This window comes from Pseudomonas sp. W5-01, assembly GCF_046540435.1.
GTDB classification, from domain to species: Bacteria; Pseudomonadota; Gammaproteobacteria; order Pseudomonadales; family Pseudomonadaceae; genus Aquipseudomonas; species Aquipseudomonas graminis_B.
This window is the reverse complement of record NZ_JAXCIP010000016.1, coordinates 42586-64992: the sequence shown is the minus strand read 5'-3', so window position 1 is coordinate 64992 and position 22407 is coordinate 42586. Positions and strand designations below refer to the sequence as shown.

Sequence of the window (22407 nt, the reverse complement as noted above, 5' to 3'; positions counted from 1 at the left end):
AACTGCCTTTTTCACCGCTGTCGATTCAAGCATCTGAACCGAAGCATTCCTCGCTGCTTACTTCGTCCAACCCTTTGATTATCAAGGAGTTTTCCGTTTCGTCTGCGCCGGGAGTGGGGCGAATTATAGACAGATCCGGAGAGGCGTCAACCCCTAATTTAATGAAACTGTCATATGGATCAAAAATAGCTGACGGGGTGGCCAAGTTTGGGGACTTGCCCACCCAGAGCCTTAAAGACTGGGGAACGCGAACTGCGAGGCCTCGTGACTGGCGCGCTGCGGCCATCGCTGTGTAATGGCTTTGCGACGGGTATAGAAGCGAACGCCATCCGGGCCATAAGCATGCAGGTCACCAAACAGTGACCGCTTCCATCCGCCAAAGCTGTGATAAGCCACAGGTACAGGCAGCGGAACGTTCACCCCAACCATACCTACTTCGATCTCGTCGCAGAACAGACGGGCCGCCTCACCATCGCGAGTGAAGATGCACGTGCCATTGCCATATTCGTGGTCGTTGATTAACTGCATCGCTTGTTCAAGGCTATCCACACGCACAATGCAGAGCACCGGACCGAATATCTCTTCTTTATAGATACGCATCTCGGCCGTGACATGGTCGAACAGGCAGCCACCCAGAAAGAATCCATCTTCATGTCCGGGGACCGTGAGCCCACGACCATCTACCACAAGCTTCGCACCTGCACCCACGCCGTCTTCTATATAGCTGCTGACCTTGTCACGATGCTGCCCCGTGACCAGGGGGCCCATATCGAGACCGCTGGAAGTCCCGGCGCCGATCTTCAATCCATTGATTTGCGGCACTAGCTTGGCAACCAATGCGTCGGCTACCTGGTCACCCACGCACACCGCAACCGAAATCGCCATGCAGCGCTCGCCGCACGAGCCATAGGCCGCGCCCATCAAAGCGCTCACGGCGTTATCCAGGTCTGCGTCGGGCATCAGCACGGCGTGGTTCTTCGCGCCGCCCAGTGCTTGAACCCGCTTGCCGCGTGCGGTGGCTTCTTTATAGATGTACTCGGCAATCGGTGTAGATCCCACAAAGCTCAGCGCTTTGACTTCAGGGGCTTCGATCAGCGCATCAACCGCCACCTTGTCGCCGTGCACGACATTGAGTACACCCTTCGGCAATCCGGCCTCATGCAGCAACTCAGCGATCAGCAACGTTGAGCTCGGATCGCGCTCGGACGGTTTGAGGATGAAACAGTTGCCGCAGGCGATCGCCAACGGGTACATCCAAAGCGGAACCATCGCGGGGAAGTTGAACGGGGTGATGCCCGCCACTACGCCAAGCGGCTGAAAGTCAGACCATGCATCAATGTTCGGGCCGACGTTGCGGCTGTACTCGCCCTTGAGAATCTCAGGCGCCGCACTCGCGTATTCGACATTCTCGATACCGCGTTTGAGTTCTCCCGCCGCGTCTTCGAGGGTCTTGCCGTGCTCTTCGCTGATCAGTCGGGCAATACGTGCCTCGTTCTGTTCCAACAGCTGCTTGAAGCGGAACATCACCTGCGCGCGTTTGGCAGGAGGGGTGTTGCGCCATGCAGGGAAGGCCGCTTTGGCCGAGTCGATCGCCTGTTGCACGGTTTCGCGACTGGCGAGTGGCACCGTGCGAATGACCTGGCCAGTCGACGGGTTGAACACATCGGCGCTGCGGCCGTTTTCGCTGATCAGCTCGCCATGTATCAGGTGTTGAATGGTGCTCATGCATAACTCCGGAAAATATCAGCCCGCAGGCGCTACCGAAGTGGCGCCTGTGAGCCTGCAAAGGGGATCAGTCGATTTGATTCAGGGCCTGACCAACTGCGTCAAACATGCGGTCGAGGTCGTCCGGCTTGCTGTTGAAAGTCGGGCCAAATTGCAGGGTGTCACCGCCGAAGCGCACGTAGAAACCGGCCTTCCACAGCTTCATCGCGGTCTCGAAGGGACGCACAATGGCATCGCCGTCGCGCGGTGCAATCTGAATAGCGCCTGCAAGCCCGTAGTTACGGATGTCGACGACATTTTTGCTGCCCTTGAGGCCGTGCAACGAGTTTTCGAAATGGGGTGCGGTTTCGGCTACTTGCTGCACCAGGCTCTCGCGCTGAATGATCTCCAGGGCGGCAAGCCCGGCAGCGCAGGCAACCGGATGAGCTGAATAGGTATAGCCATGGGGAAACTCCACGGCGTACTCGGGCGTCGGCTGGTTCATGAACGTCTGGTAGATCTCGGCGCTCGCAATGACTGCTCCCATGGGGATCGCACCGTTGGTGATCTGCTTGGCGATACACATCAAGTCCGGCGTCACGCCGAAGCTGTCGGCGCCGAACATCGAACCGGTGCGCCCGAAGCCAGTAATCACCTCGTCGAAAATCAGCAGAATATTGTGCTGATCACAGATTTCACGCAGACGCTTGAGATACCCCTGCGGCGGAACAATCACGCCCGCAGAGCCCGCCATGGGCTCAACGATCACCGCTGCAATGTTCGAAGCGTCGTGCAGTTCGATCAGCTTGAGCATCTCGTCCGCCAGCGCAATGCCGCCCTGCTCCGGCATGCCACGTGAATAGGCGTTGCTGGCAAGCAGTGTATGAGGCAGATGATCGACGTCCATCAATTGCCCGAACATCTTGCGGTTGCCGTTGACGCCACCCAGGCTGGTGCCCGCGATGTTCACGCCGTGATAGCCACGGGCACGGCCGATCATCTTGGTTTTGGTCGCCTGGCCTTTCAAGCGCCAGTAAGCGCGCACCATCTTGACGGCAGTGTCAGCGCACTCCGATCCGGAGTCGGTATAGAAGACGTGATTCAACTTGCCGGGTGTCAGATCGGTGATCTTTTCAGCCAGCTGGAAGGACAGCGGGTGTCCGAATTGGAATCCCGGCGAGTAGTCCAGCGTACCTAGCTGCCGGGAAACCGCTTCCTGAATCTCCTTGCGGGTGTGCCCTGCCCCACAGGTCCACAGCCCCGACAGACCGTCATAAATTTTGCGGCCTTTGTCGTCCGTGAGATAGCTCCCCTCGGCGGCGACGATCAGACGTGGATCGCGATGGAAGTTTCGGTTCGCCGTGTAGGGCATCCAGTGGGCGTCAAGTTTGAGTTGGCTCGCCAGAGACATGTCGGACGATTCGGGCATATTCATCGGAATTAACCTCACTGGTCGTGGGGGCCTGACTTCCCCATTGAAGTGCGGGCGGGTGCAAGCCGGTTGCAGCTAAAGTGTCACGGGCATAAAGTCTGGAAAACCCTGCTTTTACGATCCTCAGTTCACCGGTCACTAAACTATGAGCACCCGCCGCAACGACCCGCTGGCGCAAGTCAGCGATTTTGACATCCGTCTGCTGCGCATCTTTCGCAGCGTAGTAGAGTCCGGCGGCTTCTCGGCAGCGGAAAGCGCGCTGGGTATTGGTCGATCTGCCATCAGTCAGCAGATGAGTGATCTCGAACAGCGCCTGGGATTACGCCTTTGCCAACGAGGCCGTGCCGGGTTTTCCCTGACGGAGGAAGGCCGAGAGGTCTATCAGTCATCACTGCAGCTATTGAGCGCACTTGAGAGTTTTCGTACGGAGGTGAACGGTCTTCACCGACATCTGCGCGGCGAATTGAACATCGGGCTGACGGACAATCTGGTCACACTCCCCCACATGCGCATCACCCACGCGCTTTCCCAGCTGAAAGAACGTGGCCCGGACGTGCACATCAATATCCGCATGATCGCGCCCAACGAAGTCGAGCAAGGGGTGCTCGACGGCAGCTTGCATGTTGGCGTCGTACCCCAGGCCAGCGCCTTGTCAGGCCTGGAATATCAGTCGCTGTATAGCGAACGTTCGCTGCTGTATTGCGCGGTCGGGCATCCCTTGTTTTACGTAGATGATGCGCTGCTTAACGACGATCGACTGTCCGCACAGGAAACCATTGCGCCGACGTTTCGTCTGCCGAGTGAAATCCAGGCCCACTATCAGGCGCTGAAGTGCACCGCGAGCGCGTCGGATCGGGAAGGCATGGCGTTTCTGATTCTGACCGGGCGTTACATCGGTTATCTGCCCGACCACTACGCCAGCCTTTGGGTGCAACAAGGTCGGCTGCGTGCGCTGAAGCCCAAAGCGCGGTTTTATGACCTCAGCCTTGTGACCGTCACGCGCAAAGGCCGCCGCCCCCATTTGGTGCTGGAAAGTTTTCTGGAGAGTCTGGCTGCCACACGATGAAGCCGGCTCAGTACGTCGGCGCCTCAATAACACGCAGTCAACCGGCTGCCATATTCGTCCAGCCCTTGAGACACGGGCATGTACAGCGAATCGGTGAACAGGTAACTGATCAATTGGACAGGTTTTTGCAGTAACGCTGGATGTCGAAGCCCCACACAAACATCGAGAGCCAGCATGCAGCCTGAAGCGCCAGACAATAACGACCTCATCTATGGCCTCAACGACCGGCCGCACCCCGGACCCGCGGTCCTGGCTGCAATCCAGCATGTCCTCGCCGCATTCGTGGGCATCATCACGCCACCACTGATTATCGGATCGGCACTCGGGCTTGGTGCTTACATGCCGTATCTGATCAGCATGGCGCTGATGGTCTCGGGGGTGGGCACGTTCATTCAGGCGCGCCGACCGTTCGGTATCGGCGCCGGCATGATTTGCCTGCAAGGCACCAGCTTCGCATTTCTCGGTGCGGTGCTGTCGGCAGGTTTCATGGTCAAGCAGCGCGGTGGCAGCCCGGAAGACATCATGGCCATGGTGTTCGGGGTATGTTTCTTCGGCGCCGTCGTGCAGATTGTGCTGAGCCGTTTCATCGGCCAGTTGCGTCGGGTGATCACGCCGCTGGTAACCGGCATCGTCATCACGCTGATCGGGGTCAGCTTGATCAAGGTCGGCGTGACGGATCTGGGAGGCGGCTTCAACGCTCCGGACTTCGGCGAGCCGGTGAATCTGGCCCTTGGCGTTTTTGTGCTGGCAGTGATCGTCGTGCTCAACCGTTCAAGCGCGCCCTGGTTGCGGCTGTCGGCCATTATTATCGGGCTCGCGGTCGGCAGCATTGCAGCGTGGTTCAGCGGCAAGCTCGTACCTCACTCCATCGCCGATGTTGCGCTGGTCAGCATTCCCGTGCCCTTTCGGTTCGGATTCAGCTTCGACTGGGCCGCGTTCCTACCGGTGGCGCTTATTTATCTGATCAGCAGTATCGAAACCGTCGGCGACCTCACCGCCAACTGCATGCTCTCCCGCGAACCCATCAAGGGCCAAAGCTACATTGCCCGACTGAAGGGCGGTGTATTGGGCGACGGTGTCAGTTGCATGATCGCGGCGACTTTCAGCGCATTCCCGAATACCACCTTTGCGCAGAATAACGGGGTGATTCAGCTCACCGGCGTGGCCAGCCGCTATGTCGGCCTCTATATAGGAGCGATCCTTTTTCTGCTTGGACTGTTTCCGGTGATCGGTGCGGTTCTTCAGCAGATTCCGAAACCAGTGCTTGGCGGCGCAACATTGGTGATGTTCGGCAGCGTCGCGGCGGCGGGCGTCCGGATCCTTGCTCAAGCGCCGCTGGATCGCCGCAGCATGTTGATCATCGCCACCTCGTTCGGTGTAGGGCTGGGTATCGCGGCGCAGCCGACGCTGCTGCATCATTTGCCGCAATGGGTGCAGAGCCTGTTTGACTCGGCAATCACCAGCGGCGGTCTGACGGCCATCGTGATGTGCCTGTTACTTCCGGAGGCCAAGACCTCGAGCGAAGCCAACAACCAGGCAACGGAATCCTTTGAGCACTGATTTACAAGGTCACGCTTGTCGGATGATCGCGGGTGCGCTATGTGTTCACCGCGTCGCACCCAAATGATCCGTCTGGAACCGCACATGACCCTCGAAGTCCCCGCTCACAGCCCCAGCGCCACCAAACCGGCCAGCCGCATTCGGCAGAAGAACGAAGAAGCGATCCTCAAGGCTGCCGAGGACGAGTTCGCTCGGCATGGCTTCAAGGGCACCAGCATGAACACCATCGCGCAGAATGCCGGTTTGCCCAAAGCCAACTTGCACTATTACTTCACCAACAAGCTGGGTCTGTATATCGCGGTGCTGAGCAACATCATCGAGTTGTGGGACAGTACCTTTAACAACTTGAGCGCAGACGACGATCCGGCACAGGCGCTGACGCACTACATACGCGCCAAGATGGAGTTCTCACGACGCCAGCCACAGGCTTCGCGCATATTCGCGATGGAGATCATCAGTGGCGGCGAGTGCCTGAGCCAGTATTTCAGCCAGGACTACCGCGAATGGTTCCAGGGGCGTGCCGCCGTTTTCCAGGCCTGGATCGACGACGGGAAGATGGATCCGGTCGATCCGGTGCATCTGATTTTCCTGCTGTGGGGCAGCACTCAGCATTACGCTGACTTCGCCACGCAGATTTGCCAGGTCACCGGCCGTTCGAAGCTGACCAAGCAAGACATGGAGGCCGCTGGGGATAACTTGATCCGCATTATCCTCAAAGGCTGCGGACTCACGCCTGCTTTATAACCCTGAAAACCCAAGCGCAGTCTGGAACTACAATGCCTTTTACGCTCACCGGCCCCTGCGAGTTTCGCGAAGAGATTCGCAAGAGCCGATTCATTACCCTCGCCGCCCCCATCGACACGGCTGCCGATGCTCAAGCGTTCATCGAGGAGCACAGTGATCTCGACGCCACGCACAATTGCTGGGCCTGGAAGCTGGGCGCGCAGTACCGCAGCAACGATGATGGAGAACCGGGCGGCACGGCTGGGCGGCCGATACTCGCGGCCATTGATGCTCAGGATTTCGATCAGGTCGTAGTGCTGGTCATCCGCTGGTACGGAGGGATTCAACTGGGCACCGGCGGGCTCGCGAGGGCCTATGGTGGAGGCGCCAATAAATGCCTGCAGCAGGCTGATCGGGTGCCGTTGATCAACCGAGTGTCGTTGCAATTCGATTGCAGCTTCAGTGAACTGGTGCTGATAAAGCTGCGAGTGGCTGAACTCAACGGGCTTGTGGAGGATGAGCGCTTCAACGCAAACGGCGTCACGCTCTCAATCGCCCTGGGGCCCGAGCAGATCGAAACGCTTCAGCGCCAATTGTCCGACATCAGTCGCGGTCGGATCGTGTTGCAGCGGCCGCAGTAACCGATCCACGGACCCATCGACGCCTTCCCGGCTAAAGCCGGTCCTGCAATGAGACGCGACGACCGTAATCGCCAGTGGATTTGCCCACATCTACTGTGCATCCGGCTGTGGACAAGCTGAGCACACACCGCCGCAGCCCTTGATCCATATGACTTGGCGGAGCTTGATCACTTTTTATCCAAAACAGTGCCCTGTGAGTAAAACCTGTCGTAAAACAGGATGTTAACGCCAGTTATGCCAATGCAACCCCCGATTCGAGCGGACTGTGTCGCTACTCCACAGTTGCTCACATTACCTGTGGAGCAAACTGTGGATAACCCGTGCAAGCCTTCGCCGACTGCCGGGTACAGCACGCATTGGCGGAATTGGATATTTTTTATACAGACATACCGCCAGCAGGCACGAGCGTGCGCCATCCTGCCCCCTGAGCTTCCTGTGGGAAACGTCCACTCACATATGTCGCGAGCCTCTGTCATCCTCTGGCGCTAACGTGTGCGCCTCGCGGCACCACGGCGCTTCAAGAAACAAAATTCCCGTCGCGCCGTGCTGTCCATGGATTGAGCTAAATTTTTTGTTTGCCTGTAAAGGAGTCATTTCAATGTCCACCCCTAAAACAGCCCTGATCATCGGAGCGTCACGCGGCCTCGGCCTCGGACTGGTGAAACGTCTGACGGAACTGGGCTGGGAAGTCACTGCCACCGTCCGCGACGCTCAAAAGGCCGACGAGATCAAGGCACTGCCGAATGTTCAGTTGCAGACACTGGACATCGACGAGCCGTCTTCCCTCGAAGTGCTGACTCATAACCTCAAGGGCCAGAGGTATGACCTGCTGTTCGTCAACGCCGGCGTGATGGGTCCGATGCATCCCAACCCCACCGACGCCACTGCCGGCGAACTGGGTCAGCTGTTTCTCACCAACGCCGTCGCGCCCATCCGCCTCGCCAAACGCTTCGTCGACCAGATCCGTCCCGAGACCGGCGTGATTGCGTTCATGAGCTCGGTGCTCGGTAGCGTCACCATGCCGGACGCGCCAGAGATGGCGCTGTACAAAGCAAGCAAAGCCGCGCTGAACTCAATGACCCACACGTTCGTGACGCAATTGGCCGATAACAAGCCCACCGTGGTATCGATGCACCCGGGCTGGGTCCGTACGGCGATGGGTGGCGAAGGCGCGGATATCGACGTCGAGACCAGCGTGCGTGGGATTGTCGAGCAGCTTGAGCGGTTTGCAGGGAAAGGCGGTCATCACTTCGTGAACTATAAGGGTGAGACGATTCCCTGGTGATTGCGATGCAAGTCGCGGCAGCATGAGCTGACATGACTTGCCCGCGCCCGCCACACCATTCTAAAATCCGCCCTCGCCTCGCAGCACGTTCGATGCTGCGGCGACCCTGGATCAGCAGACAGGGCAACACTGAGCTGGCGACCTGAACCCACTTTCAGAGGAGCCGGCCAATGCCCGCGATCCGTACCTGGTTGAAAAACCCCCTCGCCGTTTTCACGGCCAATGAACTCGATGCTCGCGGCGGCCTGGTGGTCGAAGGCGGGGTTATCGTGGAGATGCTCCCGCTCGGGCAACAGCCTGCACAGCCTTGCGATCACGTATTCGATGCACGGGAGCATGTGCTGCTGCCCGGCCTGATCAACACTCACCACCACTTTTATCAAACGCTGACTCGCGCCTGGGGCCCGGTGGTCAATCAGCCGTTATTCCCCTGGCTGAAAACCCTGTACCCGGTGTGGGCGCGATTAACGCCGGAAAAGCTCGCACTGGCCAGCAAGGTCGCCCTGACCGAGTTGCTGCTGTCGGGCTGCACCACCGCCGCCGACCACCATTATTTGTTTCCGCAGGGTCTGGAAGACGCCATCGATGTCCAGGTAGAAAGCGTCCGCGAACTCGGGATGCGCGCGATGCTGACGCGGGGTTCGATGACCCTGGGCGAGGCAGACGGAGGCCTGCCACCCCAACAAACCGTCCAGCAGGGCCAGGTGATTCTCGATGACAGCGTACGGTTGATCGAGACCTACCACGAGCGGGATGACGGCGCGCAAGTCCAGATTGCGTTAGCACCGTGTTCGCCGTTTTCCGTGACAACCGAGATCATGGTTGAAAGCGCGGCGCTGGCGGAGAAGCACGACGTGCGCCTGCACACGCATCTGGCCGAAACCCTGGATGAGGAGAATTTCTGCCTGCAGCGCTTCGGCCTGCGCACAGTGGATTACCTGGACAGCGTCGGGTGGCTTGGCCCTCGTACCTGGCTGGCGCACGGGATTCACTTCAACAGTGAAGAGATCACGCGCTTTGGCCAGGCGGGCACCGGGGTCTGTCATTGCCCGAGTTCGAACATGCGCCTTGCGTCAGGCATCTGCCCCACGCTGGACCTGCTTGCGGCGGGCGCGACAATCGGTCTGGGCGTCGATGGATCTGCGTCAAACGACGCCTCGAACATGATGCTTGAGGCCAAGCAGGCGCTTTACCTGCAGCGCTTGCGTTACGGTGCGGAAAAGATCACGCCGGAACTGGCATTGGGCTGGGCGACCAAGGGCTCGGCGCAATTGTTGGGCCGGCAGGACATTGGCGAGTTGGCTGCAGGCAAACAGGCTGATCTGGCGCTGTTCAAGCTGGACGAGTTGCGCTTCTCCGGCAGCCACGATCCGCTCTCGGCGCTGTTGCTGTGCGGGGCTGATCGCGCAGATCGGGTGATGATCGGCGGCAAATGGCGAGTGATTGACGGTGAGGTAGAAGGACTGGATCTGAAGGGATTGGTCGCAGACCATCGGCAGGCCGCTGCGGAATTGATCAGGGGGTGATGCGCTGCTGCAGCGGTGGGGAAGTGAAACTGCTGACTCCCCACTGCTGCCCTCAAGCCGAAACCGGTCTACAGCCCCATCAAAGACAGCATGATGAAGGTGGCAAACAGCACAAAATGCGTCATGCCTTCGATGGCGTTGGTTTCGCCGTCGTTGAGGTTGATGGCGCAGACCAGCAAGGTGACGAAGATCATCACTGTCTGCACCGGCGTCATCGCCATCTGGAACGCCTGACCGCTGTAGAGCGCCATGCCTTCCATGACCGGAACGGTCAAGATCACCGTCGACAGCGAGGCGCCCAGCGCAATGTTGACCACTGACTGCATGCGGTTGGCCAGCGCGGCTCGCAAGGCGGTCAGTATTTCCGGCGCTGCCGAGATCGCCGCCACCAGAATCGCCGTCATGACAGGCGGCGCGCCGCTGCCTTCCAGACCCAGATCGACGGTTTTCGACATGACCTCGGCCAACGCTCCAATCACCACCACGCCGAAAACCAGCGTGGCGATCGAACGCGTCAGGTTGACTGGCTCGTGCGCTTCTTCGGCCTCACCCTTGCGGCGCTTCTTGTCCGGGTAGTTGTAGCTGAAGAAGTAACTGTGCGGCCCAACCTGCATACGCAGGAACAGCGCATAAAGCAGAATCATTGCGCCGATGGTGAAGGCCGAGTAAAGCTTCCACTTCCCTTCGGGAATGAATTCCGGCACCACCATCGACACCGCCATGGCAGTCAGAATCATCACGCTGTAAGACCGCGCGGAGTCATCGTTGTAAGACTGTTCGCCGTGCTTGAGCCCGCCCATCAACGCGGCCAGACCCAGAATCCCGTTGATGTCGAGCATTACGGCCGAGTAGATGGTGTCCCGCACCAGCGTGGGTGAAGGTTCGTTGCTCATCATGATCGCCAGAATCACGACCTCAACCAGCACCGCCGACAAGGTCAGGATCATCGTGCCGTAGGGATCACCAACCTTTTCCGCCAGCAACTCGGCATGGTGAGCCACGCGCAGCGAGGCGCATATGATGAAGCCCACCAGGGCGATGCCCGCGATCAGCGCGATGGTGTTCCCATTGCTGAGCAACTGATGTTCGTAGAAGTACGCGAAAAAGGTCGCAATGACCGCCAGTAGAAGAAACTTTTCCTGCTTTAGAATCGTGCCCATCGCTGCCTTTTAGCCCCTTGCGACCCTGGCCGCACATCCATGAAGTGAAGTTTACTGAAGCGCTTGAGAGTGTGGATGTAAACAAAGGTTTCAAGACAGGTTAGCAGCGGGTCGCGACACATCGTCGCGCCGCCCCATCAAATTGTCTTCAATCTGACGGTGTTCAGGACCGGCAGTCGCCTATAAACGCCGGCAACTGCGGCGTATCGTCGCCTGAACCGTTGGTGATGCAAGCCAAAGTACCGTGTGAACCGTCCGGTCAGGTTTTATTCAGCCCACGCGCCTGACTCTGTAGAATGCCCGACATTGCACCTTAAGAGACAACGCCCATGTACGACTGGTTGAACGCCCTGCCCAAGGCAGAACTGCACCTGCATCTGGAGGGCTCGCTGGAGCCGGAACTGTTGTTCGCTCTGGCTGAGCGCAACAAGATCGCCCTGCCCTGGGCAGACGTCGAAACCCTGCGCAAGGCCTATGCCTTCAATAATCTGCAGGAGTTTCTCGACCTGTATTACCGCGGCGCCGACGTGCTGCGCACCGAGCAGGATTTCTACGACCTGACCTGGGCCTACCTAGAGCGCTGCAAGGCGCAGAACGTCATTCACACCGAGCCGTTCTTCGATCCTCAGACCCACACCGACCGTGGCATCCCGTTTGAAGTCGTGCTTAACGGCATTGCCGGCGCCTTGAAAGACGGCAAGGAAAAACTCGGCATCGGCAGTGGCCTGATCCTCAGCTTCCTGCGCCATTTGAGCGAAGACGAAGCGCAGAAAACCCTCGATATGGCCCTGCCCTATCGCGATACCTTCGTCGCCGTCGGCCTGGACAGCTCGGAAATGGGCCATCCGCCGAGCAAGTTCAAGCGCGTCTTTGATCGCGCTCGCGGTGAAGGCTTCCTGACTGTTGCCCACGCCGGTGAAGAAGGTCCGCCGGAGTACATCTGGGAAGCACTGGATTTGCTGAAGATCCAGCGTATCGATCACGGCGTGCGCGCCATCGAAGACGAGCGCCTGATGCAGCGCATCATCGATGAGCAAATCCCCCTGACGGTCTGCCCGTTGTCCAACACCAAGCTCTGCGTTTTCGATCACATGGGTCAGCACAACATTCTGGACATGCTCGAGCGCGGCGTGAAAGTGACCGTCAACTCCGATGATCCGGCGTACTTCGGGGGCTACGTGACCGAGAACTTCCACGCGCTGCACACCCATCTGGGCATGACCCAGGATCAGGCCAAGCGCCTGGCGCAAAACAGCCTCGACGCCCGCCTGATCAAGCCCTGATCCGTCACGTCCTTTGATGAGCAAAAGCGTGTGGACGTTCTGCGCCACACGCCGCGCTTCCTCCGAAGGCGTCACGCCGCCGAAGCGATCTTGCTGATTTCTCGCTGCCCATTGGAAGAGACCTGCAACGTAGAGGCCTCTTCCGTCGTCCGCAGCCAACCCAGCTGCATGAACAACTGCAACAGCCCTGCCCCCAAGGCGCCGCCCAGGTGCGGCCTGCTTTCATGGCAGTCAACACAGGCACACACGGCTTCGCGTCGTCTGTGGGCCAGCGCGGGAATAAAAATCCCCCGTTCGGCAAAGCGGGAAATACCGACACTGGTGACTTCGAGACGGTGCTCGGATTGTTCGATCCAGCCCGCGCCCAGCATCCTCAAATACAGCTCGGCCCCCATTTCGCCACCCAGGTGATCCGCGCAGACACTGGCGCGACACAGCGGCAGTGGTGGCAACGGTTGCGCCATGCTGCGGCTGATCAGATCCGCGCTGACCATTGATGCACTGACCAGCGCCTGGACGGCGGTGCGGACTTCCGGGGCAGCGAGCCTGAAGTAGCGCTTGCGGGCACGCACTTCGTGGCGCAGCAATCCCCCGGCGGCAAGGCGCGCCAGATGCGCACCGGCGGAGGAAGTGGAAAGACCCACCAGCGAAGCTACTTCATTGGCCGCTCGCGATGTTCCGTCCATTAATGCCCACACGATCGCGCTGCGTTTGGGGTCGGCGAGCAACGCAGCGATCTGGCTGATGCAAGGTACATATTCCATGTCTTCACTCCCTGTTGAACATTATCTAAGCGGACCGGCGCCGGTGCGCAGGTCGAGGCGTGCATTGGCGCGGGATCACGGGCGTAATCAGTCGAAAGCGCCGGGCCGCTGCTGTGGTGGACCATCATCGGTGTTTAAGGCGAAAACGAACCTTGATTTAAATCACCTCATACGAACTCTGATCGCTTGAACTTGCAGGCCATACAGATAGCTGCGCCATCGCAATACAGTTAGAAAAATGAGAATTAAATCGGATCCATGACGGCGCTTAGTATAAGACCTGCAGCCGATCGGCGGATCAACTTGTCCATGGGCTAGCCCTTTGTTTGTGGGCCGTTTTGGCGAATGTTCAGCATAATCCGGCATATCATTTGATGGACAGACTCAGCTGGATAGCCGCCTTCCCCCCTTAAAGGACGGGCATTTGCGGGAATGAGGGCAGTTCGCGAGTTTAGCGCTAGGGCGATTGCCTACAACGGAAACTCCTGAGCCCTTCAAGAAAATAATCTGCTGACGGGGGATGTCAGAAGTGAACTTCTCTGGATAAATCACGCGACTCCCTTAAGCGTTGTGATTCTCTGTAAGAAGTTTCCAATTCGGAAGTAGTAAACAACCTCATATAACCCACTCTTTTTCAACAGGCTGAACATGCTTGTACAGGCACACATTAAACCCGGTGAAAATCGGCAACGCATTAACATTGCCGACATCGGTTAGATACGCACATCCGTGTGAGGAGTCTGCGCGTCTCGCTTCTGCTGCGACCGGCGAGTGATCATGGCAAGCGTCACAGCCAGCACACCACACAAGGTAATGACGGTCGCCATCGGTACGGCTGTCCCGTCATGCAGTACGCCAACCAGTGCCGCAGCGCCCGCTGCGACACTGAATTGCAAACACCCCAACAAGGCCGACGCGCTGCCCGCGCGTTTGCCCTGCCCGCTCATCGCGCACGCCGAAGCGTTAGGGATGATGCAGCCCAGGCTGGCGATATAGATGAACAGCGGGATCAGCAGCGGCCACAGCTTTTCGGTGTGCAGGGAGGCGATGGTCAAGAGCACGAGAGCGGCAGCGAGATAGATCCAGACAGTCCGCGACAGCAACCACGCCGGACCATAGCGGCCAACGAGTCGGGCGTTCACCTGGGCGATGAGGATGAAGCCGGCAGCGTTGATGCCGAACAACCATCCGTAGTGTTCCGCCGGGACGCCGTAGAGCTTGATGAAAACGAAAGGCGAGCCAGCAATGTAGGAGAACATCCCGGCCATCGCGATGCCGCCGGTGAGCGCGTGGCCCAGAAAGATCCGGTCGCCCAGCAGGTTCCAGTAAGAACCCAGCGCGCCCGAGAGCGGCAGTCGCGGGTGGCCGGCCGGCATGCTTTCCGGCAAGCCCCTGAATACCGCCACTGCGGTGAGTGCGCTGAATCCCGTCAAGGTCAGGAAGATGGCCTGCCAACCCACGACGTTGACCAACAACCCGCCCAGCATGGGGGCCAGAATCGGCGCCAGGCCCATGACCAGCATCAATTGCGAGAACACCTTGGCCGAGTCGACGGGTGAGCATTTGTCGCTGACGATCGCCCGCGACAGCACCATGCCGGCACATCCGCCCAACGCTTGTACGAAGCGGGCAGCAATCAGCCACTCCAGTGAAGGCGCCAGGGCGCACGCCAGGGATGCGAGGGTGAACAAGCCGACGCCAAACAACAGCGGGATCCGACGGCCGAAACGATCCGCGATCGGGCCATAGGCAAGCTGGCCGATGCTCAGGCCGAGGAAATAAGAGGCCAGGGTCAGCTGAACGTGTTTCTCGTCGGTGCCGAACGCCAACGCGATGGCCGGGAAACCTGGCAGGTAAAAGTCGATGGCCAATGGGCCAAAAGCGCTGAGTGCGCCGAGGATCAGAATCGTTCTGAGGTTCATCAATCTTCCTAAACGGTTTTGCGCAGCGCGACAGTTTAACAACCTTGAATCTGCACGGCCCGCTCAGAGGAAAATTACCGGACGTTTTTCAAGCTATCGTCGCCAAGCAAAGAAGGCGGAACTTATTGCGCGTGACCGGGCATCAGTTAATGGATTTCCTACAGCGTTTTTACCAATAACTCACAGAAGCGCTTCTAAACTTTTCTCAAGCAGTGAGGAAATCAAAATGAATACGCGATGGGCTGTGCTGTGGTGCGTTGTAGTCATCGCCGGATGTCAGTCTACCCACGACCAGTTAGTGGCCGAAGGTTACCCACCGGCATTCGCTGACGGTTTTCAGGATGGCTGCGGGAGCGGGCGGCAATCCATCGATCTCATGAAAGGGCAATTCAAAAAGGACGTGCCGCGCTATTTGCGTGACACGCTGTATGCGCAAGGCTGGTCGGACGGATTCCGCCAGTGCCAGGCGCAACTTGCCAACAGCAATGTCCAGGATCAGGGCCGCGACAGCATCTGGAATAACCGGGACCGCGATTGGGACCGTCAGCGAACCCAGGACGCCGCCAAGGCGTACCGCTCTCATTGAAAGCCTGCGCCGGCGGACAGCGCGTGAAACTATCGGGGACTCGCTATGGCCCAATGTGATCAAGCCATGAACAGGAGCCCGCCATGAGTCGCGCCTTCGTCAACGAAGACAACGCCGCCGCGCAAATCGACCCGCCGGTTGAACGGCAGATCAGCGCCCAGATCAACTACGTCACCCAGCGCGGCTTTGATCAATTGCACGTTCAGGTTGAGCAGCTGCAAGCGCAATACAGCGAACAGAACGCCCAAGGTGATGACGCCGACAAACAGCGCATGGCGGAAATCGAACGCGACCTGCGTTATTTCAACCAGCGCCTGCAGAGCGCCCAAGTGGTCAGCAGCACGTCAGAGGACAAGGTTCAGATTGGCAGCTGGGTGACCTTTGCCGACGAGGACAGTGCCGAGCAGCGCGTGCAACTGGTCGGAGAGGATCAGGCCGATGCTGGCAGTCAGTTGATCAATTGGGCGTCACCGCTGGGCAAGGCGTTGCTCGGCGCCAGTGTCGGGGACGAAGTCACCTGGCAGCGGCCGGTCGGCGATGCAGTCATCGAGGTCATGCGGATTGAGGCCGGCGACTGACTCAATTGACCGGCAATAGGCCAGACAAACAAACGGAGCCCGAAGGCTCCGTTTTTTTTATGACACCAACCCGAATCAGGCCAGTTTTTTGTGACGCACGCGGTGCGGCTGAGCAGCTGCGTCACCGAGGCGTTTCTTGCGATCGGCTTCGTACTCGGTGTAGTTGCCTTCGAAGAACACGGCTTGCGAGTCATCTTCGTACGCGAGGATATGAGTCGCAACGCGGTCAAGGAACCACCGATCGTGAGAGATCACAATGGCAGCGCCCGGGAAGTCCAGCAGGGCTTCTTCGAGGGAACGCAGGGTTTCAACGTCTAGGTCGTTTGACGGTTCGTCGAGCAGCAGGACGTTGCCACCCTCCTTCAACGTCAGCGCCAGGTGCAGACGACCGCGCTCACCGCCAGACAGGTCCTTCACGAACTTCTGCTGATCGCCGCCTTTGAAGTTGAAACGGCCGACATAGGTGCGCGAAGGGATTTCGTAGTTGCCGATCTTGATCTGATCGGAGCCGTCGGAAATCTGCGCGAACACGGTTTTGCTGCCGTCCAGGTCGTCGCGGCTTTGATCGACGCACGCCAGCTGCACGGTTTCGCCGACTTCGATGGAGCCGGAATCCGGTTGCTCCTTGCCCATCAGCATGCGGAACAGCGTTGACTTACCGGCACCGTTACCGCCGATCACGCCAACGATGGCGCCTTTAGGCATGGAGAACGACAGGTTGTCGATCAGCACGCGATCGCCATAGCCCTTGGTGACGTTCTTGAACTCGATGACCTTGTCGCCCAGGCGCGGACCAGCCGGGATGTAGATCTCGTTGGTTTCGCTGCGCTTCTGGAATTCCTGGGACTGGAGCTCTTCGAAGCGCTGCAGACGGGCCTTGGATTTCGACTGGCGCGCCTTGGCGCCTTTACGGACCCACTCGAGTTCTTCTTTCATGGCCTTTTCATGGGCCGACTGCTGCTTCGATTCGGCCGCCAGACGATCGGACTTGGCTTCAAGCCAGCCGGAGTAGTTGCCTTCGTACGGAATGCCCGCACCGCGGTCGAGTTCCAGAATCCAGCCAGCGACGTTGTCGAGGAAGTACCGGTCGTGGGTGATCGCTACCACGGTGCCCGGGAAATCGTGCAGGAAATGCTCGAGCCAGGCGACAGAATCGGCGTCCAGGTGGTTGGTCGGTTCGTCGAGCAGCAACATGTCCGGGGCGGACAGCAACAGGCGGCACAGCGCGACGCGACGTTTCTCACCACCAGAGAGGTGTTCGACCTTGGCATCCCAGGCCGGCAGACGCAGCGCATCGGCGGCGACTTCCAGCTGGCGCTCCAGGTTGTGGCCGTCGCTGGCTTGCAGGATGGACTCCAGCTTGGCCTGCTCGGCCGCCAGCTTGTCGAAATCAGCGTCCGGCTCCGCGTAGGCGGCATAGACTTCGTCCAGGCGCGCTTGAGCGTCCTTGATCACGCTGACCGCTTCCTCGACCACTTCACGTACGGTCTTGGTCGGGTCGAGCTGCGGCTCTTGGGGCAGATAGCCGATGTTCAGCTCGGGCATCGGGCGCGCTTCACCATCAAACTCGGTGTCGACACCGGCCATGATTTTCAGCAGCGTGGATTTACCCGAACCGTTGAGGCCGAGGACGCCGATCTTGGCGCCGGGGAAAAACGAGAGGGAGATGTTTTTCAGGATTTCCCGCTTCGGCGGAACAACTTTGCTCAGCCGATGCATGGTAAAGACGTATTGAGCCATGGAATGAAAACCTGGAATGAGACGGTGAATAAAGGAGCGAGCTTGGTGCTGCGTCGCAAAAAATGCGTTTATCTTCGCGCCGCAGCTTGCCGTAGCGCGATTCCGGGCCTTGAATTGATCAGGCCGAAGCGGCGCGGCGGGGACAAACTTCCGAGCACCGGTATTAAAGCTGGAGCAATGCTTGCAGTCTTCTGAAGCATGCAAGCACACCGTGCAGAAACCGGCGCGTCGCGCGTGGCGCAAAGCTACCCGAATGCACGCAGCAGGGCAAACCGTCCGGCCCAATAGCGATGGCACTTTGCCACAGCTCGGTGGCATGCTAGCCGCCTTTTGCGCACCGGGCTTATAGTGCGTATCGCACATGCTGATTCAGTCCAGTAGTCAGGATCACAGTTTGTTCAAACCGACACCCATCTCACCCCTGCGCCCATCCGATAGCGCAACGAATGTGCCTTACAGAGGCGTACTCAGAGGTGCGCTCGCGGTCCTGGTTCTGATGATGTTGATGCTGTTGTTATGGCAGATGATCGAGCAGTTCCAGCAGTCTCAGGAGCGTCAGCACAAGCGCAGCATTGATTACAGCGTGCAGCTCGCCGACCGGTTGGGGCTGAACATGGCCCTCAACGCGCAGGTGGCACTGAACGTGCTCGACGAGGCGCACGACGCTTCGCAATCTGCAGACGAATCAGCGGCAGTGCTGGCCAGTCTGCGTCAGTCCATGCCGGCGCTGAAAAGCCTGGTCTGGCTCGACAGCGACGGGAATGTCGCTGTTGACAGCGACGGCGATACCCGTGACGTCGGCTTTTTGACCCAGATGCATTCGGTCGTCCAGGGTCACCCATACTTTTATGCCAACGACTCGAGCGCCTCGACGCTCTACCTGTTCATCCGGCAGCCGGGCACCGGCACCGGCAATGAGCGCTACTGGGCGCTACGGCTCAAGCCCGACATGCTGAAATCCCTGTCCCACCAAAGCGACCTGGATTTCCAGCCCGCTTGGCGACTGGAAGATATCAGCAGTCACCGCCCCCTTTACAAAAGCCTGCCTGACGCCGATGAGTCCGCTGACAGTGAACTGCAGACCGTCCTTTTGCAGCCGCTGACCCACAGCGACTGGCAACTGCGTGGCCTGTTCGACCCGCAGAAAGCTCGCCAGACTCTGCTGCTGCCACTGATCGGCAAATGCCTGCTCGCCCTGCTCTGTTCAATCATCCCGTTGTTCGCGTTGCGCAGCCTGCGCCGCCGCCAACTCCAGTTGCATCAAAGCCGTCGCCGCTACAAAGACATTTTTGAAGGCTCTGGCGTCGCGCTCTGTGTGCTGGACCTCTCAGGTCTGCCGGCCTGTCTGAAGCATCTGCACGTGAACAGTGGCGAAGACCTGAACGCGCGCCTGACCCGCCAGCCTGAGCAAATCAGCGATCTGCTTCAGCAGTTGCGCATCACCGAAGTCAATCAGGTCGCCGCTCAACTGTTGCACGCAGAGTCGGCCCAGCATGTCTGGCAACAGCTCATCGAAGGTTGCCCCCGCCTCAAAAACGGCATCGGTCTGCAGATCCTTCAGGCCGTCCTCGACGGGCAACGTCAACTGGAGCTGGAAATCCTGCTACCCGGCGCTCAGGGCAGTGACCAGCATCTCTGGCTGGTCATGCGTTTGCCCGAGCAGCCCGAAGACTTCAACGCCGTGATCCTCAGCATCAGTGATTTTACTAACCGCAAGCAGGCCGAGCTGTCGCTGCAAGAGCGGGAGCGGTTCTGGTCGGATGTGGTGCGAACCGTTCCCGACCATTTGTACGTACAGGATGTAGTCACGCGCAGAATGATCTACAGCAACCACCACTTGGGCCAGACGCTGGGTTACAGCCGGCCCGAGCTGGAGGAGATGGGCGAATACTTCTGGGAGGTCTTGCTGCACCCGGATGATCTCAGCGCCTACGAGCAGTTACGCCGGACCCATGGCGAGCCTTGCAGCGGCGAGACGATTCATCGTCAGCTGCGCTTTCGTGACCGGCATGACGGCTGGCGCTTGCTCGACATCCGCGAACAGGCGCTGGCGGCGGATGACGACGGTCAGGTGCGGCGCATTGTGGGCGTCGCCAAAGACATCACCGAGCAAGTGGAGGCCAGTCAGTCCCTGCGCGAGAGCGAACAGCGTTACCGCATGCTGGCGGAGAGCATCAGCGACGTCATCTTCTCCACCGACCCATTATTGCGGGCCAACTACATCAGCCCTTCTGTCCACACCGTGCTGGGTTACACCGCCGAGTGGATCCTGCAGAACGGCTGGAAAGCGATCATCGCCAACCCTCAGCAGCTCAGCGGCTTCAATGGGCTGCTGCAGCGGATCAGTAAGGCGTTGAAAAAGCCCGAAACCCTGGCAGACCTGCGCAGCGAGGTCACGACTCAATTGTTCCTGTTCGATTGCATGCGCGCTGATGGTCGCAAGATTCCCGTGGAACTGCGTCTGGTTCTGGTGTGGGATGAATCCGGGACCTTCGAAGGCGTTCTCGGTGTGGGACGTGATGTCAGTCAGCAGCGGCGCGCCGAAAAAGACCTGCGGATGGCAGCCACGGTATTCGAGCACTCGACCTCGGCTATTCTGATCACCGACCCTGCGGGCTACATCGTGCAGGCCAACGACGCCTTCACCCGGGTCAGTGGCTACGCCGTATCGCAAGTGCTGGATCAAATGCCGATGATGCTGACCGTCGAAAACCAGCAGGCAGCGCACTTGGGCTACATCCTCAAACAGCTGAGCCAGCGCGGTAGCTGGGAGGGTGAGCTGTGGCTCAAACGGCGCGACGGCGAGCACTACCCGGCATGGGTCGGAATTACTGCGGTGCTCGACGACGAAGGCGATCTGGCCAGCTACGTGTGCTTCTTCAGCGACATCAGCGAGCGCAAGGCCAGCGAGCAGCGTATTCATCGGCTGGCTTATTACGACGCACTGACCCATCTGCCCAACCGCACGCTGTTTCAGGATCGCCTGCACAGCGCGTTGCTGCACGCCGAACGTCAGCAAACGTGGGTGGTGTTGATGTTCCTCGACCTCGATCGCTTCAAGCCGATCAACGATTCGTTGGGCCATGCTGCCGGCGACCGGATGCTCAAGGAAATGGCTTTGCGCCTGCTCGGATGCGTCGACGAAGACGACACCGTAGCGCGCATGGGCGGTGATGAATTCACGCTGCTGCTGCAACCTCGCCCCACTCAACAGGCGGCGCTGAACCGTGCGATTCATGTGGCCGAACAGATTCTTGCCAGTCTGGTGAAACCCTTCGTGCTGGAAGGGCGCGAGTTTTTCGTCACGGCCAGTATCGGCGTCGCGCTCAGCCCTCAGGACGGTAACGAACTGAGTCAGCTGATGAAGAACGCCGACACGGCGATGTACCACGCCAAGGAACGCGGCAAGAACAACTTTCAGTTTTACCAAGCCGACATGAACGCCAGTGCCCTTGAGCGTCTGGAGCTGGAAAGCGACCTGCGCCATGCCCTGGAGCAGGGCGAGTTCACGCTGTATTACCAGCCGCAGTTCAGTGGCGACGGCAAGCGTCTGACCGGCGCCGAAGCGCTGCTGCGCTGGCGTCACCCGCGCCGCGGTTTGGTACCGCCAGTGGAATTCATCCCGGTGCTCGAAGAGCTCGGGCTGGTGGTCGAAGTCGGCGAGTGGGTGCTCAAGGAGGCCTGCCTCCAGTTGCGCGAGTGGCACCTGGCGCGGGTTCGCGTGCCCAAGGTGTCGGTGAACATTTCCGCACGGCAGTTTTCGGACGGTCAGCTGGGCACGCGCATTGCCGGCATCCTTCAGGCAATCGGTCTGCCGCCCGCCTGCCTCGAGCTGGAACTGACCGAGAGCATCCTGATGCGTGAGGTGAGCGAAGCCATGCAAATTCTGGCCGGGCTCAAGCGACTGGGCCTGAGCATTGCGGTCGATGACTTCGGCACCGGCTACTCGTCGCTGAATTACCTCAAGCAGTTCCCCATCGACGTGCTGAAGATCGACCGCACCTTCGTTGATGGCCTGCCGTCCGGCGAACAGGACGCGCAAATCGCCCGGGCGATCATCGCCATGGCCCACAGCCTCAATCTGTCAGTGATCGCCGAAGGCGTGGAAACCCACGAGCAGCTGGAGTTTCTGCGCGAACACGGCTGCGACGAAGTGCAGGGCTATCTGTTCGGGCGCCCCATGCCGGCGACGCGGTTCGAGGCGCAGTTCAGCAACGATGCGCTGTTCATGCTCGACTGACGCGAGTTGCAAGCTTCAAGCGGCAAGCTACAAGCAGAAGCCGCGCCGCATTCAGCTTGAAGCTAACGGCTTGAAGCTTGAGGCTTGAGGCTTGAGGCTTGCAGCCAGGCTTTAGCCTTGCATCGCGCTCATCACGCACATGACCCGCTTTCATATGCCAGATAAAACCCGATGGGTTAGAATGCTCCCCTTTTCTA

The 22407-nt window shown here is 59.3% G+C and carries 17 protein-coding genes; 11 read left to right on the top strand and 6 right to left on the bottom strand.

Annotated features, from left to right (window positions below):
- Window positions 1–231: 231 nt before the first annotated feature.
- Window positions 232–1725, bottom strand: coding sequence for a CoA-acylating methylmalonate-semialdehyde dehydrogenase (locus tag SLW75_RS27955; RefSeq protein WP_410936043.1), 1494 nt, complete (start codon window positions 1723–1725; stop codon window positions 232–234).
- Window positions 1726–1792: 67 nt separating this feature from the next.
- Window positions 1793–3139, bottom strand: coding sequence for an aspartate aminotransferase family protein (locus SLW75_RS27950; protein WP_410936042.1), 1347 nt, complete (start codon window positions 3137–3139; stop codon window positions 1793–1795).
- 142 nt (window positions 3140–3281) lie between these two features.
- On the opposite strand from SLW75_RS27950, the gene SLW75_RS27945 reads away from it, so the two are divergent.
- The 6 genes from SLW75_RS27945 to SLW75_RS27920 all read left to right on the top strand — a co-directional run bounded on the left by SLW75_RS27945 (window position 3282) and on the right by SLW75_RS27920 (window position 9937).
- On the top strand, window positions 3282–4202 hold the full coding sequence (locus SLW75_RS27945) for a LysR family transcriptional regulator (protein WP_410936041.1): 921 nt from the start codon (window positions 3282–3284) through the stop codon (window positions 4200–4202).
- 174 nt (window positions 4203–4376) lie between these two features.
- On the top strand, window positions 4377–5762 hold the full coding sequence (locus tag SLW75_RS27940; protein ID WP_410936040.1) for a uracil-xanthine permease family protein: 1386 nt from the start codon (window positions 4377–4379) through the stop codon (window positions 5760–5762).
- 84 nt (window positions 5763–5846) lie between these two features.
- Window positions 5847–6506 carry a TetR/AcrR family transcriptional regulator gene (locus tag SLW75_RS27935; RefSeq protein ID WP_192132861.1) on the top strand — a complete coding sequence of 220 codons (660 nt, stop codon included), beginning with the start codon at window positions 5847–5849 and terminating at the stop codon, window positions 6504–6506.
- Between the two features lie 32 nt (window positions 6507–6538).
- Window positions 6539–7126 (top strand): IMPACT family protein, encoded by a 588-nt coding sequence (locus tag SLW75_RS27930; protein WP_410930603.1) that lies wholly within the window; start codon window positions 6539–6541, stop codon window positions 7124–7126.
- Window positions 7127–7724: 598 nt separating this feature from the next.
- Window positions 7725–8411 carry an SDR family oxidoreductase gene (locus SLW75_RS27925; protein ID WP_410936039.1) on the top strand — a complete coding sequence of 229 codons (687 nt, stop codon included), beginning with the start codon at window positions 7725–7727 and terminating at the stop codon, window positions 8409–8411.
- 170 nt (window positions 8412–8581) lie between these two features.
- Window positions 8582–9937, top strand: coding sequence for an 8-oxoguanine deaminase (locus tag SLW75_RS27920; RefSeq protein WP_410936038.1), 1356 nt, complete (start codon window positions 8582–8584; stop codon window positions 9935–9937).
- 68 nt (window positions 9938–10005) lie between these two features.
- Here the strand turns inward: SLW75_RS27920 and SLW75_RS27915 are convergent, their stop codons facing one another.
- The gene (locus SLW75_RS27915; protein WP_065987533.1) at window positions 10006–11097 is read right to left on the bottom strand and encodes a calcium:proton antiporter; all 1092 of its coding nucleotides are present in this window, start codon (window positions 11095–11097) and stop codon (window positions 10006–10008) included.
- 329 nt (window positions 11098–11426) lie between these two features.
- Between SLW75_RS27915 and SLW75_RS27910 the strand changes: the two genes are divergently transcribed.
- A complete protein-coding gene (locus SLW75_RS27910) occupies window positions 11427–12380 on the top strand; it encodes an adenosine deaminase (protein WP_065987534.1) in 954 nt (317 codons plus the stop codon).
- A gap of 71 nt (window positions 12381–12451) precedes the next feature.
- Here the strand turns inward: SLW75_RS27910 and SLW75_RS27905 are convergent, their stop codons facing one another.
- Complete coding sequence (locus tag SLW75_RS27905; RefSeq protein WP_065987535.1) at window positions 12452–13144, bottom strand: ArsR/SmtB family transcription factor; 693 nt, start codon at window positions 13142–13144, stop codon at window positions 12452–12454.
- 713 nt (window positions 13145–13857) lie between these two features.
- Window positions 13858–15066 carry a multidrug effflux MFS transporter gene (locus SLW75_RS27900; protein ID WP_065987536.1) on the bottom strand — a complete coding sequence of 403 codons (1209 nt, stop codon included), beginning with the start codon at window positions 15064–15066 and terminating at the stop codon, window positions 13858–13860.
- Between the two features lie 226 nt (window positions 15067–15292).
- Here SLW75_RS27900 and SLW75_RS27895 point away from each other — a divergent pair, with 226 nt between their 5' ends.
- On the top strand, window positions 15293–15652 hold the full coding sequence (locus tag SLW75_RS27895) for a hypothetical protein (RefSeq protein ID WP_410936037.1): 360 nt from the start codon (window positions 15293–15295) through the stop codon (window positions 15650–15652).
- An 83-nt stretch (window positions 15653–15735) separates the two neighbouring features.
- Entirely contained in the window at window positions 15736–16230 is a 495-nt protein-coding gene (locus SLW75_RS27890; protein WP_410936036.1) for a GreA/GreB family elongation factor, read from the top strand.
- Window positions 16231–16305: 75 nt separating this feature from the next.
- Here SLW75_RS27890 and ettA read toward each other — a convergent pair whose 3' ends face one another.
- A complete protein-coding gene (gene ettA, locus SLW75_RS27885) occupies window positions 16306–17970 on the bottom strand; it encodes an energy-dependent translational throttle protein EttA (protein WP_065987538.1) in 1665 nt (554 codons plus the stop codon).
- 3 nt (window positions 17971–17973) lie between these two features.
- On the opposite strand from ettA, the gene SLW75_RS27880 reads away from it, so the two are divergent.
- Window positions 17974–18165, top strand: a complete 192-nt coding sequence (locus SLW75_RS27880; RefSeq protein WP_410936035.1) for a hypothetical protein — start codon at window positions 17974–17976, stop codon at window positions 18163–18165.
- A 217-nt stretch (window positions 18166–18382) separates the two neighbouring features.
- Window positions 18383–22210 carry an EAL domain-containing protein gene (locus SLW75_RS27875; protein WP_410936045.1) on the top strand — a complete coding sequence of 1276 codons (3828 nt, stop codon included), beginning with the start codon at window positions 18383–18385 and terminating at the stop codon, window positions 22208–22210.
- Window positions 22211–22407 lie beyond the last annotated feature (197 nt).

Coding starts and splice junctions, on each gene's coding strand:
- SLW75_RS27915 (WP_065987533.1), bottom strand. CDS start 11,097: ATGGGCACGATTCTAAAGCAGGAAAAGTTTCTTCTACTGGCGGTCATT.
- SLW75_RS27930 (WP_410930603.1), top strand. CDS start 6,539: ATGCCTTTTACGCTCACCGGCCCCTGCGAGTTTCGCGAAGAGATTCGC.
- SLW75_RS27950 (WP_410936042.1), bottom strand. CDS start 3,139: ATGAATATGCCCGAATCGTCCGACATGTCTCTGGCGAGCCAACTCAAA.
- ettA (WP_065987538.1), bottom strand. CDS start 17,970: ATGGCTCAATACGTCTTTACCATGCATCGGCTGAGCAAAGTTGTTCCG.
- SLW75_RS27935 (WP_192132861.1), top strand. CDS start 5,847: ATGACCCTCGAAGTCCCCGCTCACAGCCCCAGCGCCACCAAACCGGCC.
- SLW75_RS27945 (WP_410936041.1), top strand. CDS start 3,282: ATGAGCACCCGCCGCAACGACCCGCTGGCGCAAGTCAGCGATTTTGAC.
- SLW75_RS27910 (WP_065987534.1), top strand. CDS start 11,427: ATGTACGACTGGTTGAACGCCCTGCCCAAGGCAGAACTGCACCTGCAT.
- SLW75_RS27900 (WP_065987536.1), bottom strand. CDS start 15,066: ATGAACCTCAGAACGATTCTGATCCTCGGCGCACTCAGCGCTTTTGGC.
- SLW75_RS27940 (WP_410936040.1), top strand. CDS start 4,377: ATGCAGCCTGAAGCGCCAGACAATAACGACCTCATCTATGGCCTCAAC.
- SLW75_RS27920 (WP_410936038.1), top strand. CDS start 8,582: ATGCCCGCGATCCGTACCTGGTTGAAAAACCCCCTCGCCGTTTTCACG.
- SLW75_RS27880 (WP_410936035.1), top strand. CDS start 17,974: ATGAAAACCTGGAATGAGACGGTGAATAAAGGAGCGAGCTTGGTGCTG.
- SLW75_RS27925 (WP_410936039.1), top strand. CDS start 7,725: ATGTCCACCCCTAAAACAGCCCTGATCATCGGAGCGTCACGCGGCCTC.
- SLW75_RS27895 (WP_410936037.1), top strand. CDS start 15,293: ATGAATACGCGATGGGCTGTGCTGTGGTGCGTTGTAGTCATCGCCGGA.
- SLW75_RS27905 (WP_065987535.1), bottom strand. CDS start 13,144: ATGGAATATGTACCTTGCATCAGCCAGATCGCTGCGTTGCTCGCCGAC.
- SLW75_RS27890 (WP_410936036.1), top strand. CDS start 15,736: ATGAGTCGCGCCTTCGTCAACGAAGACAACGCCGCCGCGCAAATCGAC.
- SLW75_RS27955 (WP_410936043.1), bottom strand. CDS start 1,725: ATGAGCACCATTCAACACCTGATACATGGCGAGCTGATCAGCGAAAAC.